14 protein-coding genes are annotated in these 18,021 nt (G+C 39.2%); 10 read left to right on the forward strand and 4 right to left on the reverse strand.

The features are described 5' to 3' along the window. Positions 1-82 precede the first annotated feature (82 nt). Together AC3CH4_RS22090 and AC3CH4_RS22095 are read left to right on the forward strand one after the other, a co-directional pair. Positions 83-994, forward strand: a complete 912-nt coding sequence (locus AC3CH4_RS22090) for a BrxR family helix-turn-helix transcriptional regulator (RefSeq protein ID WP_280543352.1) — start codon at positions 83-85, stop codon at positions 992-994. 142 nt (positions 995-1,136) lie between these two features. Next, positions 1,137-1,829, forward strand: coding sequence for a hypothetical protein (locus tag AC3CH4_RS22095; protein WP_488543842.1), 693 nt, complete (start codon positions 1,137-1,139; stop codon positions 1,827-1,829). Positions 1,830-2,131: 302 nt separating this feature from the next. On the opposite strand, the gene AC3CH4_RS22100 is transcribed toward AC3CH4_RS22095, so the two are convergent. Continuing rightward, positions 2,132-3,388 (reverse strand): tetratricopeptide repeat protein, encoded by a 1,257-nt coding sequence (locus tag AC3CH4_RS22100; RefSeq protein WP_280543353.1) that lies wholly within the window; start codon positions 3,386-3,388, stop codon positions 2,132-2,134. Between the two features lie 427 nt (positions 3,389-3,815). Between AC3CH4_RS22100 and AC3CH4_RS22105 the strand changes: the two genes are divergently transcribed. From AC3CH4_RS22105 to AC3CH4_RS22115, 3 genes are all read left to right on the forward strand, one after another. Then, a complete protein-coding gene (locus AC3CH4_RS22105) occupies positions 3,816-4,589 on the forward strand; it encodes a hypothetical protein (protein ID WP_488543843.1) in 774 nt (257 codons plus the stop codon). 239 nt (positions 4,590-4,828) lie between these two features. Beyond that, positions 4,829-5,470 carry a hypothetical protein gene (locus AC3CH4_RS22110; RefSeq protein ID WP_108339091.1) on the forward strand — a complete coding sequence of 214 codons (642 nt, stop codon included), beginning with the start codon at positions 4,829-4,831 and terminating at the stop codon, positions 5,468-5,470. A gap of 170 nt (positions 5,471-5,640) precedes the next feature. After that, positions 5,641-6,315, forward strand: a complete 675-nt coding sequence (locus AC3CH4_RS22115; protein ID WP_488543844.1) for a hypothetical protein — start codon at positions 5,641-5,643, stop codon at positions 6,313-6,315. 272 nt (positions 6,316-6,587) lie between these two features. Here the strand turns inward: AC3CH4_RS22115 and AC3CH4_RS22120 are convergent, their stop codons facing one another. Further along, entirely contained in the window at positions 6,588-7,514 is a 927-nt protein-coding gene (locus tag AC3CH4_RS22120) for an FRG domain-containing protein (protein WP_488543845.1), read from the reverse strand. 553 nt (positions 7,515-8,067) lie between these two features. On the opposite strand from AC3CH4_RS22120, the gene AC3CH4_RS22125 reads away from it, so the two are divergent. Beyond that, a complete protein-coding gene (locus tag AC3CH4_RS22125; protein ID WP_488543846.1) occupies positions 8,068-9,999 on the forward strand; it encodes a hypothetical protein in 1,932 nt (643 codons plus the stop codon). Between the two features lie 433 nt (positions 10,000-10,432). After that, positions 10,433-12,307 (forward strand): hypothetical protein, encoded by a 1,875-nt coding sequence (locus AC3CH4_RS22130; protein WP_488543847.1) that lies wholly within the window; start codon positions 10,433-10,435, stop codon positions 12,305-12,307. 202 nt (positions 12,308-12,509) lie between these two features. On the opposite strand, the gene AC3CH4_RS22135 is transcribed toward AC3CH4_RS22130, so the two are convergent. After that, positions 12,510-13,166: a hypothetical protein gene (locus AC3CH4_RS22135; protein ID WP_488543848.1), complete on the reverse strand. Its 657-nt coding sequence runs from the start codon at positions 13,164-13,166 to the stop codon at positions 12,510-12,512. Positions 13,167-13,838: 672 nt separating this feature from the next. Here AC3CH4_RS22135 and AC3CH4_RS22140 point away from each other — a divergent pair. The 3 genes from AC3CH4_RS22140 to AC3CH4_RS22150 are packed head-to-tail and all read left to right on the forward strand — an operon-like array spanning position 13,839 to position 16,218. Next, positions 13,839-14,909 carry a DUF6765 family protein gene (locus tag AC3CH4_RS22140; RefSeq protein WP_488543849.1) on the forward strand — a complete coding sequence of 357 codons (1,071 nt, stop codon included), beginning with the start codon at positions 13,839-13,841 and terminating at the stop codon, positions 14,907-14,909. Between the two features lie 34 nt (positions 14,910-14,943). Continuing rightward, on the forward strand, positions 14,944-15,882 hold the full coding sequence (locus AC3CH4_RS22145) for a hypothetical protein (RefSeq protein ID WP_102458910.1): 939 nt from the start codon (positions 14,944-14,946) through the stop codon (positions 15,880-15,882). A gap of 3 nt (positions 15,883-15,885) precedes the next feature. Further along, positions 15,886-16,218 carry a hypothetical protein gene (locus AC3CH4_RS22150; RefSeq protein WP_065101036.1) on the forward strand — a complete coding sequence of 111 codons (333 nt, stop codon included), beginning with the start codon at positions 15,886-15,888 and terminating at the stop codon, positions 16,216-16,218. 209 nt (positions 16,219-16,427) lie between these two features. Here the strand turns inward: AC3CH4_RS22150 and AC3CH4_RS22155 are convergent, their stop codons facing one another. After that, positions 16,428-17,630 carry an integrase arm-type DNA-binding domain-containing protein gene (locus tag AC3CH4_RS22155; RefSeq protein WP_488543850.1) on the reverse strand — a complete coding sequence of 401 codons (1,203 nt, stop codon included), beginning with the start codon at positions 17,628-17,630 and terminating at the stop codon, positions 16,428-16,430. Positions 17,631-18,021 lie beyond the last annotated feature (391 nt).

Consider the following 18,021-nt stretch of genomic DNA (forward strand, 5'->3'; position numbering starts at 1 on the left):
TGTGATATTTTTTGCGTGTTTTAATTGCACGATAAGGAATTGTTGGTATGCTAAAGAAAAGATTGAACAACGGAAAAGCATCATGGTAACTAGCTCTCAAGCTGACATAACAGCAGAGACCACCTCTAGTAATGCTCGCCTAGCTTATATCGACTTTAAGCTTTATTTTACTGGTCGTGTTACTCGGTCAGACCTGAAAGATGCGTTTGGAATTGCAGAAGCTGCGGCTTCCCGAGTTCTTACTGAGTACACCAAACGTCGGCCAAATAATAAAACACAAAAAACTAATACGATTAACAGGAGCACGTTTGAACCACTATTAGATATTGATGGTGAACTAGCTCTGGGGATGCTTGCTAATGGTTTCAATAGCAACAAAATTTTTGGAGTAACAGAGCTTTCATACGAAAAAATTGGGAAAATTCCTAACCAACTAAATACTAATGAAGTGGCTATGCTCACCAGAGCAATCGCTGGTAACTACGCCATTTCTTGCAAGTACCTTTCTGAAAATAGCACTAACCATGAAAGAAGAACGTTAGTACCGTTGGCAATTATGTACGATGGGACTAGTTGGATGTTTAGAGCCTTTGATCGCTCTGAACCCGAAGCGAACAAGTTTAAGAACTTTCATTTTGCTCGAGTTAGAAATGTTGTTGAAGAACATAAGATTAAAGAATCTAGGCAGCATGCTCATGAGACTTTGACGCAAGACAAGCTATGGAACTTAAGACTGCCTCTGATTTTAAAACTTCACCCATCACTGTCAGAAAAGAACAAGAGCAAAGTCAGAACTGACTTTGGGATGGCTAGTGATAAAGATGAGCTTATTGTTACGGAGAGAGCTGCATTTAGATGGATCGTTGAAAAAAAATGGTATATCGATGTCCGTTCAAACAAAATGAAGCTAGAAGATGACAAAAAGGGCTTCAATCGCTTTTACAAGTTTGAACTGAGCAACTTAGAAATGGTTGAGCAGATGGAAAAAGCTTAGTTCTTCTTCAACAACTTGCTTGCCCAATCGCCAATTAACCAAGCCAAACTCAATTATAATGTATAGCCTGCCTGTTAGAATATCCCTTCGGGGTCTAGGTCTTGTCTACTGTCTATAAAGCGCTAATAACTAGAGTATCCGTATGAGAAAGAAGCAACACGATAGAACGTTTGAAATCTCACATGAAGAAATGTCCACCTTGAGCCGTGAGAAGGTTAAGGGTTACTCTGATTTTGATGCTATATCTAGTAAAGAACTTTCTGAGCCTATATCGGTTAATGAGATTGTTTCTCATGGTATTTTCTTTCCTATATACAAGTATCTAAAAGAGTTCACAGAAAACAAGAAGTTTATAAGAGAAAACCCTGTCAATCTACTTGATAAAATGGGTGTTTATTTACTCTGGGAAGAGTATTGTGTTGACAGTGAAGGTAGAAAGTTACTGGAGTGTGTTTACGTTGGTAAGGGCTGGGCTGATGAAAGAGTTAATGAGCATCTTCGTGAGAAAATAGAAAGCAGCAAAACTTTTCTGACTTTTTATGAGTGTCTAAACCGCCTAGCAAAGTATTTGGAGCAACTGTTTCTTGATTTGTATGATTTTGAGATTAACAAAGCTGAAAAAAGTGGTTCGAAAACGTTATTTATGATGGTTGAATCTGAGCTGGCCTATGCTGGTAATGCGCGGTTTCAAGAAGAATCAATAGCATTATTTCACAAGAAGCACGAAAAAAGCCTTGAGCGAAGTTTAGCTCAGTTCTCAGAAGAGGATTATGATGATTGTTTGAAGTTGTTGAATTCGCAAACCAGTAAAAGGTCAGGAAGTCATTCTAGCTAATCCATCTCTTATCAATTTAGCAAATCCAATAACTCGCTTCTGTTCAGATACGGACAGAACGATCACCATTAACATGTCTTTGCCCAATTATCAGTTGCGGATTAGATTGTATCGTTCATAAACAACCAGAATTTACCTAAATGAAGGTCACGTGGTGTCAACAAGGCTAATACCGTAATGAGATTTTTATGTAGGTAAACTCACTTCGGTGCAAAAGCGACCTAGTACAAACTCTTTTAATCGCTCTGCTCAAACATTCAGATGCGCATGCAAAGTTTTGGAAGACTAGCTATTTAATAACTCTAATTCTCTAATAATTTCAGTTTGTTAACCGCTTTGTTTGTGTACAAGTTAAGTCCGTTTGAGGCGAATATTTGACGGGCAAGCAACCATTCTTGCTTAGCCTGTTGAAAGTTGTTTTTAAGAAAAGCGATCTCACCTTTGGCTAAATGAATACTGCCTAGGCCAATTTGGTGATCTGATGCTAAGAATATATCTTCGCTTTTATTAAAATACTTATTTGCGTCATCAAGATTTCCTTGCTTGAGGTAAATATCTCCTAAGTTGAAGTAACCAATTCCTAGACTACTCCATATAGAAGATTGCTTTGAAAGTTTTTCTTTAATTGAAATAGATTGGAACATTAAATCTTCGGCGGCATCAAACTCTTTGAGTAGACGATGATTGTTCGCCGCATTCCCTAACAGGTTAGCTAAAAACCTTTTATTTCTCATCCCTCCACGTAATTCTAAAGCAGGCTGGTAGTAATTCTGTTTAGCCAAGTTTGCAAATTTAGTTTTTTGTTCACCACTTGATGATTCAGCCATCTCGTAATAAATATTACCAATATTTACGAGTATTGCGACCATAAACTCGTCATCGTCTATATTAGTATTCTGGAATAAGCTGAGAGCTTTCTGTGAATGTTTCAGTGCCGCTTGAAGTTTGCCTTTATCTTTTAAGTACATCCCAATATTCAATTGAGGGCTGGGGTTCGTTGGATCTAACGCTGCGGCTTTCCTGCTCGCCCATAGAGCTCCATCAACATTGCCCACTTCATCATATATGTCTGCTAAGTTTGAGTATCCAGAATAAGATGGATTCACTGCCAAAGCTTCTTCTAACTTCCCTATTGCGTTTTTAAACCGATTATCGTCCGCTGTAGTAGTTCCACGTATGAACGTTTCATAAGCAATATTCATTGTTTGCTTAGCAACATTTGCTTTATCGATTTGAATTGAGCGATAAATAGTTAAGGTAGATATAAGAAGTATTGCAACTACAGTTATAGCAAAGGCTAAGAATATATAGTTTTTTCTCTTTAAGCTGAGATATAACTCAGGACTTAGACCTTTTTTGGGCTCTAGTCCATATTCAAGTTTCATTGCTTCAAGCCTTTGATTTTCTGGTAGAAACTCAAGACTCTTAGCAATCATTCTGAATCTTGCTTCTTTGTAGCCAATAGTCGCCCAACAAAGTACAACTAAGCAATAAGCCACAAATGCTAGGGGGCTTTTTGCTGCCGCAGATAAGCCCTGTAGTAGCACTTCAATTTCCATACTCAACTCTCCCGAAGTGGCGATGAGATATGTTTTTTAAAGGATTCATTTGGTATATCTTGCTCGCACTAGTTATGCAACTTATACAATAATAGCATGTTGTCTAAATTGGTGTGCATTAGTTGAGCTAACACGATCTCTTATGGGATCTAAAACCTGATATACAGGGTGGGAACACCGACTAGGTTTAGGTTGTGTCCCCGTTCTATGGCAGTTCGGGTGATTAAGTGACCATTCGCTCATAAGGTTGAGTGCCGTGCCTTGGGAGCGATTGGTAATATTGACTCACTACTACCTCGTTTAAATACGTGGTTACTATTTTACATGCTAAGATATTATAACTTAAATAATTGAATTATATGAACTTATTGATCGGGAATGATTTTCTGGTACTCTTGGGTTTCGAAATTAGTGAGGGGTTCTAGATATGATTGTTGTGGAAAAAGTAGTTGAAAAAATTGTTAAACAATTCGCAATATCGGTATACCCACGCGAACAGTTTAGTTATTTCGATGACTCAATTGAACTTATAATAAGAGCCCCTACGCACATGCCTATGGAGCTATTAAAACTTAGAGAATCTGAACTCTTTGATTCATCAATACTCGGATCCATCACAGGTCTTCAAAAATCTTGTCCAACAATTGAACGAATAGAAATTCTTGACACAAAAATGCAAAATAAAGATTTGTTTAATCTACTTGTAGAAAAGCTATTGAGGCTCGATTTTGTCAACTATGTGTGTGTGTGTGGAGTTAGTAATCAAATATTCCACAAGTCCTTGTGGCAAAATGATAGGTGGGCACATCTAATTACAAGTGAAAGCATAGATCAGAACGCTATAATGAAGAGTATTCCTTTTTTCAGACGAAATGAATTTGAATATAAGAAATTTCTTTCTGCGCTGGATCAATACTCAAACTCGACTAGTTACATGTCGCAGCGGTGTAAAGAAGCTAAAAATCAATTAATTGGATTAGTTGAAAGTGAAACATCAGATGACGAGTTTTTAGCCCCTTATGCAAGACACATTGGTGTGTTTGAAGGTCTTCGTGATGCCCTTATAGAAGCTTTTCGAGAGAGAGGTATGGATTACTACACGTGTATAGCAACAAGTTATCACAATAATTTTTATACGTCGTGCGACTTGTTTTTTGACAAACTGATCTGCACCGTCAAGACTGGACACCAAGTTCAGTGACTTTCCATACTTTTAGTTATTCACAAATTGCTAATTTGGGAAAAGCAATGACTCACTTTTGTACTATAGCGTTCATAGGCTGAATTTTTACCCATGGCACTTTCTAGCTCAAAAGTACCCTGTTTGGTGTTACGTCTGATTGAGCACACACTTCATCTAAGTGTCATTTGACTTACTTTTCGTAATAACAGTAATGTGGGTATACATATGACTTAACTTTATTATACGTAAAGGTACAGATGAGTATTGAAAGTGCAATTGAAGCAATTAATAAATTTCAAGGAGGTTCTCTCACTGAAAGTCTTTCTTGTATGGAAGAAGACATTATCGGCGCTAACGGTGCCGACTCATTAGAGTTTTGCTCTGAGAGAAAAATAGATGATGACTTTGTTGCATCAGCCTTGGCTGTAAAAAAAGTCGCTGGAGAAATCAATGTTATTATTCATGCCTCAGGAATATTACACTCACTTAAAGATATTCTAAAAAAAGGAGAAGTTGTTCAAAGTGTTTCTTTAGGAGCTGGTAATACTGGTCGAAAATTTGATCTCGAAACAAATCTTCAAGTAGCTGAATTCAAGTTTATCGATTGGAAAGGTGGGGCTGAGTCAATACGGCAGAATGGGTTATTTAAAGATTTCTATGAACTTGCGGAATATGATACTGAAAAGGCTAAAAACCTCTACGTAATAGGCACTCATTATCCACTAAAGTTCTTGAATGGAGGAAGAGCCCTAACTAGCGTGCTATCAAAGCAACCAGCAATATACAACGGTATATCAGAAAAGTATGGATCAGCGATTAAAGTAGTAAGAGATTACTATGAGATTCATAAAGGGTCTGTAAGTGTCATTGATGTTTCTCCATCTATCGGTCGCGTATGACAAGGAGCTAAGTTAAGTTGTAATGGTTCACACACGATCTGACACATTTTACGTTAAGGGATTATGGTTGTACGATGTTTTCAAGTGTTGCTTGTCCATGAGATTTTCCCTTAGGTGTGTCTATTTTAATATCGGCAGTAAACTCCTTGTCAATTTAAAGGGTTTTTATTATGCAACAACTTAAATTCGGTAAAATAAAAAACTATAAAGATGTTCGTGGGTTCGGCTTCATTTTTACGGAATGCAAATTCATTCACTGTGTAATCATGGGTTCTAAAGAAGTTTTCTTTCACATCAAACAGGCTAAGCAGTTTGAGTCCATACTGAAGACTGCTACGTCTAAAGAAGACCTATGCTTCTGGTTCACTACAGAGACCTCTCGTAAAGGGGAGGTCGTTAAGCAGATGTGGAGCAATATATCCGACATTCCTCAAGATATTCGCGAAGGTAACGCCAAGTTCGTTAGTCAAGTGTCGGATAACATTAAGACCTATGAAGCAGCTAAATCAGAGAAACGTGCCCGTGAGGCTGTTCAGCAAGAGGCTCTTCGTAAAGCTCGTGATACTCGTGACTCTGAGCTTAACGCTTTGATTGTAGCTGCTCGTAGCCAAGAGTTCTCAACTAGCGGACAGTTATCAGCATGGATTCTCGCCAATAAGTTGTGGATAAGATATCCGACACTAACAGGCGACTTGACGATGCACGATGGCGAGGAGTCATGGAACTTTGGGGCAGCTATTGACCCTCAGTATTACAAGCAGGTTTGCCTAGCTCTAGGTCTACATAACGCAGGTTCTAACGCAACGGCTGGAGCTTTCCGTTCGTATGCAAGTATGGAAAGTTAATGTAGGGAAGAACGCTACACCAGAGCACAAACAAATCAGACAGTTGTTATTGTGATGTTTATCATGTGGTTGAAGCTATTGAACTGAACGGGCCCGCGCAATATATTCGAGCCTAGTGGCCCCAACTCATTTATGCCCCATTATGTGTTATGCCAGAATCAGTCTTCACAGGTCTCAGCAGAACTTAACCTAGTTTTTCTTATAAAAATGGAGCCTCAGTGCTGAGTCTTTAATTTGTTAATAAGTTCATGAAGCTTTGGGCAGTAAGGTATTTATAATTCGAATTTTTCTTTGGTCATAGCTGACGCCTTATCAATGATTTCAAGGTTCAGATCAGTGGGCGGGTAAACAAATGCTTCGTTAATACCAAAACGTTCATCAAGAACCTGTAGAATTTGTGGTTTTAGTTCTTTGGCGATTTTATAGATTCTGCGTCCGCGATAATAGGATTCACTAGAAGCAGTATACATCAGCTGATCCATGGGAACTTCGCTACGATGATAGATGAACGCTCCTTTTTGATTAATGATACGCTCACCAAAGCGAATATCACCACCTTTAATGATTGGTGTCACTGTTGAGGCACCGTCTTTACTTAAAGTCGTGCAGTAGTCTTTAAATACTTGCGCTCGTTCTTCATTGGTCATATGTGTACCATCTTCGTTGAGCATATAACCAATGTTAGGCGTTGGCCCTTGACCAGCCAAAGCCATCATATTTTTGACATGGGCATAGATATCGAACATGTAAAGGCTACAATCACTGTCTGGCATCTCACAGCAAGCAAAATACAACGCGATCTTTGGATCAAAGCTAAAATCAATCAGATCAGTTGGTAAGCCATAGTGCTGCGCCAAGTAAGCTACTGACTCATAAGAAATCTCGTTAGAACCAAGGGAAAGCAGGTTTGAATAAAAATCATCTAGAATGTTAAACGAGAGGTTCTTGTATTCATCTTCGTCGATTTCGGGTAGCTCAACCATCGAATTGAAACCTACATTGACCTCTCGCCAATTTAGTTTACGACTATTGATGAAATAGCGATAAAATGTTGAAATGCAGACAAAGTCATAGTCAGCCATCCCACGATAGTAAAAATCGCTGTGTGCCTTTTCATTAAAAAATAGTGTATCAACCTGCTCCATTGAGGCTACATCAGTTTTGTACCATGCTCGATAATCAAACGTTGGAAATTTCAACACATTACCTCGTTGTTAATTCGGTGTTTCGTACTGATGTAATTGGTACTACGGTAGAAGACTTCAACTATCAGAGAGTATCGCTTGGTAAGAATGTGACGAACGTATGTTTTATATCTCGACAACTTTACCCACAGCGATATATCTGACTCCACATAGTAGCTCTAAGTGCCTGTATAATAACATCAAACCTTACCTCCAGTTAATTGGGACTATGACGTACCCGCAGTTATTCATTAACTGCTAAACTAGCAAGTTCACCGATTTATTCCTGTCCACAGGTGTGCTGACGGGGCGGTTAAACACATCTTCCCCCCATTGTCATTTAGAATAGTTTTTTGTAACACTTCAAATGATTATCATTTGCTTGCATGTTTCTAGTATACGTATCGTATTTCAAAGCTGTTGATGTATTCATTCGCTGGTGCAATCGCTGTGTGATGCTAGGCAGTATGTTGAGTATGTGGTTTAGCAACAAAAAAAGAATAAGACACACTTTTAGCTTCCAAAAATAGTATAGTGATTGGTATTTACCGCACTAGAAAATAGTTAAATGTCACGCCCTGTACACCATTTATCTGAGCATGAATTCGAACAACGACTCGAAAGCCAATTGCCAAAGAAACGTAGCTTAGTTGCTCAGAAAAACTTTGAGCTTTATGTTATCGAACAAGGTTGGAGACTAACAGATAAATACAACTATAAAGGAGTGTCAGTACCCGTAGCGTTAGTCTGCCCAAACGAGCATGAATGCAATATAAGACCTGACAACTTTAAAAATGGTCGTCGATGTAAAAAGTGCTCTGGTAAATGTCCTGAACAAGCGAGACTGGACTTTGAAAGTTTGATTGTTAGAAGTAACTGGAAACTATCTAGTATGTACTGTTACCAAACTACTAAAAAGAAGGTAAACGTTATATGCAACAAAGGTCACGAGATCAGTATATCTCCTGAAAAGTTTAAATGTGGTGTTAGGTGTAGCAAGTGTTCTTCTAACAATGTAGAAAATGCTATTAAAGATCTTGACGATAGAATAAAAGCTCGTGGTTGGCGCAAAAGCAAGACTTTTAGGTACGTGACCTCACAGACAAAAGCTGACTTGATATGTGAGCATGGTCATTCAGTCAAAATAACCCCATCAGACTTTAAGCAAGGTAAAGGATGTTCAATATGTGCTGGCAACAGCAAAGATCTTGCGCGGAAACTATTTGAAAATACTGTCTTAGCCACTCGTTGGAAGTTTTCTGAAGACTATGAATATCAAAATGCTACAGCGGTAGTTGCAATAGAGTGCCCAAATGGACATTTCAAAACCATTGCCCCAAATCAATTTAGGGTAACGCAATACTGCAAAGCATGTGACATCAATCTACCAGAGGTTGGAAAAGAAAGATTTAATTTTGAGCTTGATATCAAAGGCTGGGTTCTTTCTCCAAATGAAAGTTATAAGGGGGCAAATGAGATTATCGCACTTATATGTGATAATGGTCATTTAGTAAAACGAGCTCCTGCTGATATATACCGAGGAAAAGGCTGCCCTACGTGTTCTCGAAAAGATAGAATCGACAAAATATCAGAGTCATTCGTAGAGATTGTGCATCGTAGAGGGTGGCAGCTTGCCCCAGATTATGTTTATGCAAACTCCGGCGAAAAGGTAAGCCTCATTTGTGATGATGGTCATTTAGTAAAACGAACTCCTGCTGATATATACCGAGGAAAAGGCTGCCCTACGTGTTCTCGAAAAGATAGAATCGACAAAATATCAGAGTCATTCGTAGAGATTGTGCATCGTAGAGGGTGGCAGCTTGCCCCAGATTATGTTTATGCAAACTCTGGCGAAAAGGTAAGCCTCATTTGTGATGATGGTCATAATGTTCGTGTATTACCAGATAACTTTAAAGCAGGCTTTGGCTGCTCTATTTGTAATGGAACCAATGCAGATACAGCCAAAGATGAACTATTGACTTTAATAGAGCGAGAGGGATGGTCTCTATCTGATAACTTCTTCTACATAAACTCAACAACAAAGGTAGATGTCAAATGCCCCGATGGACACCTTTGCTCTATTACACCTAAAAACTTCAAAAAAGGGCGAAGATGCCCAACATGTGCCACTTATGGGTTCGATCCAGCTAGGGAAGCATTCTTTTACATTCAGCAACTAAGCTATGAAACTGAGATCGTTGCTTACAAGTACGGTATTACTTGTAGGACACCTGAAGCAAGAATGGCCCAGCAGTCTAGAGTAAACAACTTTGCTCATTCTCTATTGTACTCATTGAACAATGCAAATGGTCAAAAGGTTCTTGATCTGGAGAACTATATAAAAAGTTCAAATCTCCCATCCTGCTATTTATCAAAAGAGGTGTTCCCAGATGGGTTTACTGAAACGATACCTCCACACTCATTAGATGCTCTTATGGTGATGGTCAATGAGTACATTTCAAGCGACGCATATATTTTAGAAAAATCAGTTTTAAGGTAAGTGGACTTAAACGGAAGGAATACCTATCTCTAGGATAAGTGATGTGCTTAACGTTGCTCTTATTTCCCCTTAGAAGGGAAGAATAACGTTCTCGGCATACGACTAAAGGTTATGCGAAATAACAAAAATAGAGCACAATTTCAAACTCGTTTATGTCCAAAAATGTCATAATCTGAATTTTAACATTTGGCATTTTCTAGCTCAAAAATGCCCCGAAATGAGTTAGGTATTGTGACCAGAAACTATTTTATAAACTAGCTTTGCGATACATTGTTTAATAGGTAGGCAAGTTGGAAGACCTACATCCAGTGCTTTAAAACCCAGAATGATCAAATATGCAATGTTACGCACTCCAATGACGTGTAAAATGCTTTATTAAGATATAACAAGACCTTAGAATCGGGAGTATCTAGCCAACTAACATATTAATAGTATGAATATTCAAACTGTAAATCTGCAAACTGAAAAACAAAACCAATTTTTAGAAAAACTCCACATTGTTAAGCAAGATCTACCTGTGGAGTATGAATCACAACATCGTCGCATAAATGAATATAAGGAAGATTATCAGCAATCAATAGGTTTCCTTAACAAGTCAAAACGAGTTGCATTTATTGGTGATGTAGGAAAAGGTAAAACAACAGCAATTTGTAGAGCGTTTGAGTTATTCAATCAAAATGACCCAACAGATTTATTGTTAAGTCACTCATCTGGACGTACAACTATTTGTGAAGTTGAGATCATTCCAAACTCTAGCAGCATTAAGATTGAAATCCTCCCTTACGAAAATGAAGAGGTTATGCATCTGTTAAATGATTATTCAAAGAATATCTTTAACAAAGCACACCCTGTGGCTACAGATGATCGCATAAATGCTAATGCTATTAATGAGGGCTTTGCTTTAAGCGGAGAAGTCGAAAAAGCATTCCGCAATATGCTAGGTCTTAACGGCGGCAGTTTGAATGAGCGTGGTCGTATGATCCAGAATGACGTCAAGTTTGCCAGCGGGTTTACCGATCGCAATGATATGTTGCGTGTAATGGAAAGCAAACTAGAATTGCATAAGCGCATGGATACTGTGCTGGAAGCCCCTAAGGAAATGACCAATAACTCATTTGAGTGGATTAAAGATACATTCAAGAGTATCAATATCGGCAAAACTTCTACAGTTAGCCTTCCTCGTAAAGTCTTTATTCATGTTGCTGATGATCTTTCTAATTACCACATCGTTGACACTAAAGGTTTGGATGGTACTACGAATCGCCGTGATATCAACCAGTGTCTTGAAAGTGATCTGACACTAAACGTGATCTGTTCAAGTTTTAATGATGCGCCAGACCAATCAATGCGAAAAATTGTTGAACAGATGATTAAGGGGGGGCTAACAGAACAGCTGTATACAAAAACTATTTTATTGATAATCGATAGAGAAAAAGCATCATCTAGTGTAGCTGACGATGATGGAGAACTTGTAGGCGACAAAAAATATGGACGAGCAATCCGCATTGGTCAGGTACTTAACGACCTAGAGCAAAAGTACGGATTGGATGGCGATAGACTAAATGTAGTTTGTTACGATGCTTTTGACGATGAAAGAAGCGTTTTATTGGACTGTATCCAAAATAAACTAAATGAATTAGAACTTTCATACAAGACGAAGGTTGAGCTAATTACCAAGGGCGTTACAGAGCTAATCGATGAGCAAAACTCACAATCATTTGATATTGCAAAAAAAGCATTGTTAGATGTATTTAGCAAATGGTTTAATGATGCAGAAAATTTTACTACCTCCGTTGATCCATTACACTCATCCCTTCTAACTGAGATCAACACAACTCGTGCTGCTGCAACTATCCGAGCCAGCGTAGCTCGTCGTGGTCACTGGCACAACTTAGATATGTACGAGACGCTAGCGCAACAAGCGAAATTCGACATAAACAAAAATAAAGCAAAACTGTTTAACGACTTCGATTGCTTGGTTGATAGCTGCATAGAGAATCCGCAACTTCGCAAGGTATACAATATATCAGTACAGCTTAAACAAGTCGCACAACGTGTTCGTCAACAAGAGTTGATGACTGTATACGAACAAAGTACTGAGTTCTACAATAGTGATTTTTACTATGCCAGCAATATGTGGAATAGTGCGCAATATGAATGGGGAAGAGGTTCAGGTTACAAAGGTCGAGTTGTTGGTCACATTCGTAATCACTTTGGTAATGAACAAAGAAAATATGAGAAACAACTAGAGCACAAATCTAATCAGCGATGGAACAAGTTTCTGAAGAAGATCAAGTCAATGCTTTAGGACAATACAAACGATTTTGACACAGATAAAGATATTATTTCTTATCTGATGTAAGTGCGTTAGTGCTAAGAATCTAGCGCACTTTTGTTCAGAGGTTTCATAAGCTTGAAGTTTTACTCGTGGTATTTTTCTCATAAAGGTACCAGCAAGCTCTGAGCCCCCATAAAATAACTTCAAACTTCAAACTTCAAACTTCAAACTTCTAGATACTTCTATCACGATCTACTCTGGAATAGAATTCGTCATCAATAAGCAAAGGTCTGTAGGTGATGTTTATATCATTAGTCATACCAAAAGGTTGAATATGCATACTATTGATTTCTTGAGGCAGTAGCATTTTTTGGGCTACCAACGTCGCAGCGATTGTTGGGTCAAAAACAGTACCATCAAATAATGTTATCCATACATGAACATTGAGTGTCTTGTTGGGATTAAAGCCTTCTGCAATTATGTCTTTGATTGATTTTTTTGTAACCTTATATTGTGGTTGTCCCTCAATCAAGACATCCCCAATTGTGAGCTGTGGCTTTAAATCTAACAGAGTCTCACGAAGCTTAAGGCTATCTTCTTGGTGAATAGCTCGCATAATTGTTTCACATGACTCATGGCAATTCTGGGCAGAAGATTGCCCATTAAAAAGCCTGTAATCCATAACTTTAGCGCAGTAGTTAACAAATAGGTTGTGGTATGCAGTCAGTTCCTTGCTATCGAATGAAGTCACAGTTTGTCTGTAGAACTTACGGAAAGTATTTAGATCGATACCTGTATCTTCAAACTTTTCAGGAAACAACGTCATTTCAAGTTCACGAGCACCGACAAGCTGATCGATGTAACGTATTAATTGTTTATCTATCTTCACACTCCCTCCTATTGTTTTTCTATTCGATATGCAGCAAGAGTTGCATACCTCGATATGTTTAGGTTAGCGTTGTGATTTTCAAGCTTATAGCATCAGGTAAATACAACGTTGTGAACGAAGTAGGAATAATCACAACTTTAGGCTCTCAGGGATGTAACACAAAATACAATATAGTTGTATGGAGTGCTGATTACTTCCTAACAACGTCTGCGTGAGTACGTTTGAGCTGAAAGAATACGGTGACAGGCTTTGTCCAAGGGCTAGATATAGCTGAAGGTGTGTGTAAGGTAGCGAAGGACTCTTGCGTTGTTCTTGATAGCTAATAGCCGCACTTCAGATACTCCAGAACGCTGTCTATTAAACATATCTTTATTACGGCTAGGTTCTGGAGGCATTGGCGTATTCTTTTCCAGCGATATCCTACTTAGATCAAGTATTTGACTAATTTGTATAGATATTTGTGATCCATGCCTTTCACATATCCATAATCCATATGAGTTCAGCTTCACCGTCTGTTATATTACTGATGTTTCATATTCTATATGCGGTGATAAAAATAGTTCATTCAAGAAGTGCAAGCCAGCCGAAATTTATGCTGTTTAGCTATTCGGGGTAGTCACTTTATTTGTTGCTGCGTGCTCAATGTTGACAATCATGCCTGCGGAGGCTCGAATGCAAATAGATGGACATCATACTCTCACTTACGTTATCGCTCGATATGCGGGTATTGAGCATCATGACGCTGAAAAAGTTGCGTATTCTGCTCAATATGTAGATGAGGCAACAAATGATAAGCCAATCCATTTTGATAATGGTGCGATGTATGACCGCATTGTGTCCGCTCACAAAATGCTCGACTATCGAAATACGCAAGAGCTTGCAAATCATCAGGTATGGATTCCATTCCACTTTCTTCCTGGCAATCAGGGCTTCCCTTCAAATGTTGAACCTGACGGACGGTTCATACATCGTTTAGTTTGTAAACCAGACAGCGCTGTTGCAAGAGATATGCTGAGAATGGTGGCAACACATTGGAACAAGCCTTACGGTGCCCACCTTATGGGGATTGCAATGCATGTTTATGCAGATACTTTTGCTCATCAAGGTTTTGCAGGGGTGATCCACGATTACAATAAAGTAGATGGTCTCGAATCGACCGCGAGCTCTTTGTTACAACGAATTAAAGATGACTTGTTGAGCGGTGGGGTATCCGCTTCTTCTCCTCTTGGGCATGGTGCGGCCCTATCTTTTCCTGATAGACCTTATGCTTCTTGGACTTATCGAAATGGTGAGGGAGAAAGCGTTGTAAGAGACAATACCTCTATATTTCTACAAGCTGCGGATGCGATGTGCAAAGCACTGCAATGTTGGACACAAGGTGACGTTGAGGTCGATATTGATAATCAACCAGGTTTGAGTTCGCAACAGCGAACTTTAATAGAACATGCTCTAACAACCATAGATGAAGAAGATGGGGAAATTCGCCATGCCGAGTGGCTTAAGTGGTTGCGAGATGGAAGGTTTGGCTTTCCTGCGGTCGATTTGTCATTTGACAAGAATGGAGATAACAGTTGGAAACAACGGGCGAGGGGGCAAGGTTTTACGCAAGATGGTCAACTGGTCTATCGATACTCACCATCCTTTCTAAATTCTGACTGGAAACTCTTCCATGACGCGCTCAAAACCTATCGGATAGAAGTGATCAGAGATGTACTGCCTAAGTACGGAATTTGTATCGCTTAGTGCATCCACTCCTCAATAGTAAAAAGGTAAATCCATGACTGAATGGTTTGAAGTATCCATTGCTCCAAGGTTAAAGCATATTACGACGGCTTCGTTGGTAGTGATAGGCCTTAGTGGCTGTGCATCTAATGAGTCGATTTCAATGGTAGGAGAATACGCCAAGCAATCTACAGAGGTTCAAAATGAGTTAATTGCTGTGTATGAATATACAGATGAAGTGCGTATTAACGCCGAACTTATGAAAGCAACAAGGGATGGAGCTACTGGGGCAGATCTAGATATTTCTACCATAGACAATGAAGGCCAAGAGGCCTTACTAAAGAACTTGAACACATTTTCCCAGAGTATTTATCTTCTTGCGACAGACGATAGAAGCGAAGACCTAGATAAATACTCGGAGAAGCTCAATTCATCGCTGGTATCTTTATCCCAGATGCCCCAAATGGGAGAGATTGATGTAAAGGATGTTGAGTTACTTTCAACTAGCGTGAATGCAATAGCGAGAGCTTATACGGAGAAAATGCGTTATGACCTTTTAAAGGAAATAGTCATTGATTCGGAAAGCATAGTTCAAAGCGCACTTAAATCATTAGAAGGTGAGTTGGATTCCTGGCAGGAAGCGACAAGGGTTTCTTTGGAAAAAGAATTACGTATTCGTTTGTATTTACTTAATAACCCTAATCGCTGTGAGACCAGTGGCAGCAAACGTTGTGTGACGTTCTATCATTCACTTGAAGAACGAGCTGATGCTTACAAGAAAGCTTATAAGATTCGAGTCCGCATCAACGAGCTAGATGTGAAGTTTACAAAACTTGCGAGTGCTCTAGTTAATCTTCAAGAGTTGAACCAATCGATAATCATATCCTTAAAAAATGATGACGATTTAACAAAAGACGCCGCCAAGAAAGCGCTCAAATCAACGAAGACTCAGATCGATGCGATCAAAGAGTTTCGCGATAGCCTAGAGGACTAACAAATGGATCATAGCCACAAGATTGCTTACGATGAACTGAAAAGTATGTATGACGAACTTCAAAGCTACCTTGACTCTGTCATGTTAGATCCAGAAGATGAACCGTTGTTACTACAATGCGAACAGCTGGGTGATCAAATTTATGCTTACAATGCGGCCATACTAAAAAAGAATTCGGTCACACTAGCTAAAGGACAAGGAAGTGTTAAGGAGCTTATTAATCAAGCTAAAGGAGCTAAAGTAGCTTTAAAGAAAGCAGAAGATAAGGTCAAAATACTAGCTCAGGTAGCTAATGCTATCGATAAGCTATTATCACAGTTAGCTAAATTTTTATAAGTGCCTTGGGTTATTTACATCTCACACACCGTCCTTTCGGACGAAATGACGATTTGATGAGTTAGCCATAGTGGGCTGTGTAGACCTTTATGTTTCGTAACTAAAGGGGGCTACATCGCCCCTGTTGAACACCCTAAATACCAACGCAGAAGAAGCAATCAAAATGTGCCTCGCAAACCTAAACTTGTGGGTTTAAGAATGACCTCATACTATGAAGATGACGACATAATAAACTCACTCCACCAAGCCATAATGTTTTTTCTTTGCTCAAAAAAATCGGTTCGATTATAGCTTGCCCTAGTTGTATTTTTATCAGCGTGCGACAAACAGGCTTCAATATGCAGTGAATCAAACTCCTGTTCGTGCAGGGCAGTAGAGGCAATAGACCGTAAGCCATGCGCCACAAGCTTACCTTTATATCCTAGGCTGCGCTTTATTGCAGCGTTAGCTGTGGATTCACCTATATGGGTATTAGAGTTGCGCTCACCAGGGAAGACAAATTCTTTATCTTCACTTAGAGGGCGTATTTTGTTTAGTATCTCTATCATCTCATCAGTCAAAGGAACTCTATGTGCTCTTTGGCCTTTCATTTCTTCAGGCGGTATTGTCAAACATCTTTTGTGAATATCAATGTAGCTCCAGCGAGTTCGGGCCGCCTCTTTAGGCCTTAACATTGTATGAAGTTGCCATAGTATTAGGTATTTGGTTTTATCTTGTATCGTGTTGTTTTTCTGAAGCTTACATAGGAACTCTTGAAGTATTTCTGGACGGATTGTTGGCATATGCTTAACATCATGGTGCTCGAACGCCTTGATCATCCTGGTCAAAGGATTTACATCGATCACATCACTATCAACTCCATATTCCATGATCTGATTAAGAGATTGACAGATTCGTTTAATCGTCGAAAGTTTCTGAGTTTCTTCAAGAGGACGTAGGAGCTGAATGGCATCTCTACGCGTAATTGACTCGATGGGAACATTTTGAAATTTGGGGAATATGTATATTTGTAAAGTTCTCCAAATACGTTCAGCATGCTCCTTGCTAATTGTTTTTTTCTTTCTTTTGAACCATTGCTCGGCAACGCAAATGAAAGTATTAGATTCTCTACGAATGGTGTCTTGCTTTAGTGCCTCAATGTGCTCGCGCGGGTCAACGCCATTGGCAAGTTGATTTCGGTGATCTTGAGCGATCTTCCTTGCGTCAGCAAGCTTTAACGTCGGGTATGAACCTAGCGAGAGCTTCTTAACTTTGCCAGTGACGCGATTGGTGTAACGATACTGCCATGATTTGGTGCCATTAGGTCTAATGCGGAGGTTAAGCCCGTTTCCGTCAGACAAAATATATTCTTTCGCTTTGATCTCGGCTGCTTTGATTTCTTTGTCAGATAAACTAGTGGTTTTCTTTGGCATATGAACTCCCCAATAAGTTGTTACATATTCTACACTAGTTCATGGTTTGGGGTACATGATGGGGTACAAAAAACATGAGGGGTGGTGAGTTGCTATGAGAGGGTATGAATCCAGTTTCGTTTTTAAGTTATTGTTTTTATTGTTATGATTGGTCTTGATGAGTTAGGGTGATTGTTTAATTCAGTAGCCCCGGAAACCATTGAATAGACATAGAGATAAACCTTGATAAATATATTTGCTGCACATTGTAAGGGTTCGCTAGGGCGTGTAAAGCGCTATGTTGTACCTGAAGCCATGTCTTTACAGTGTAATCTAGGGGCTGTGGCTGTCACATGACTAGATATGGCAGGAGTTTCCCTGCCATTTAACAACACCTAGTAACAATGGATGA

Source organism: Vibrio sp. QJM3NY_26, from assembly GCF_057786005.1.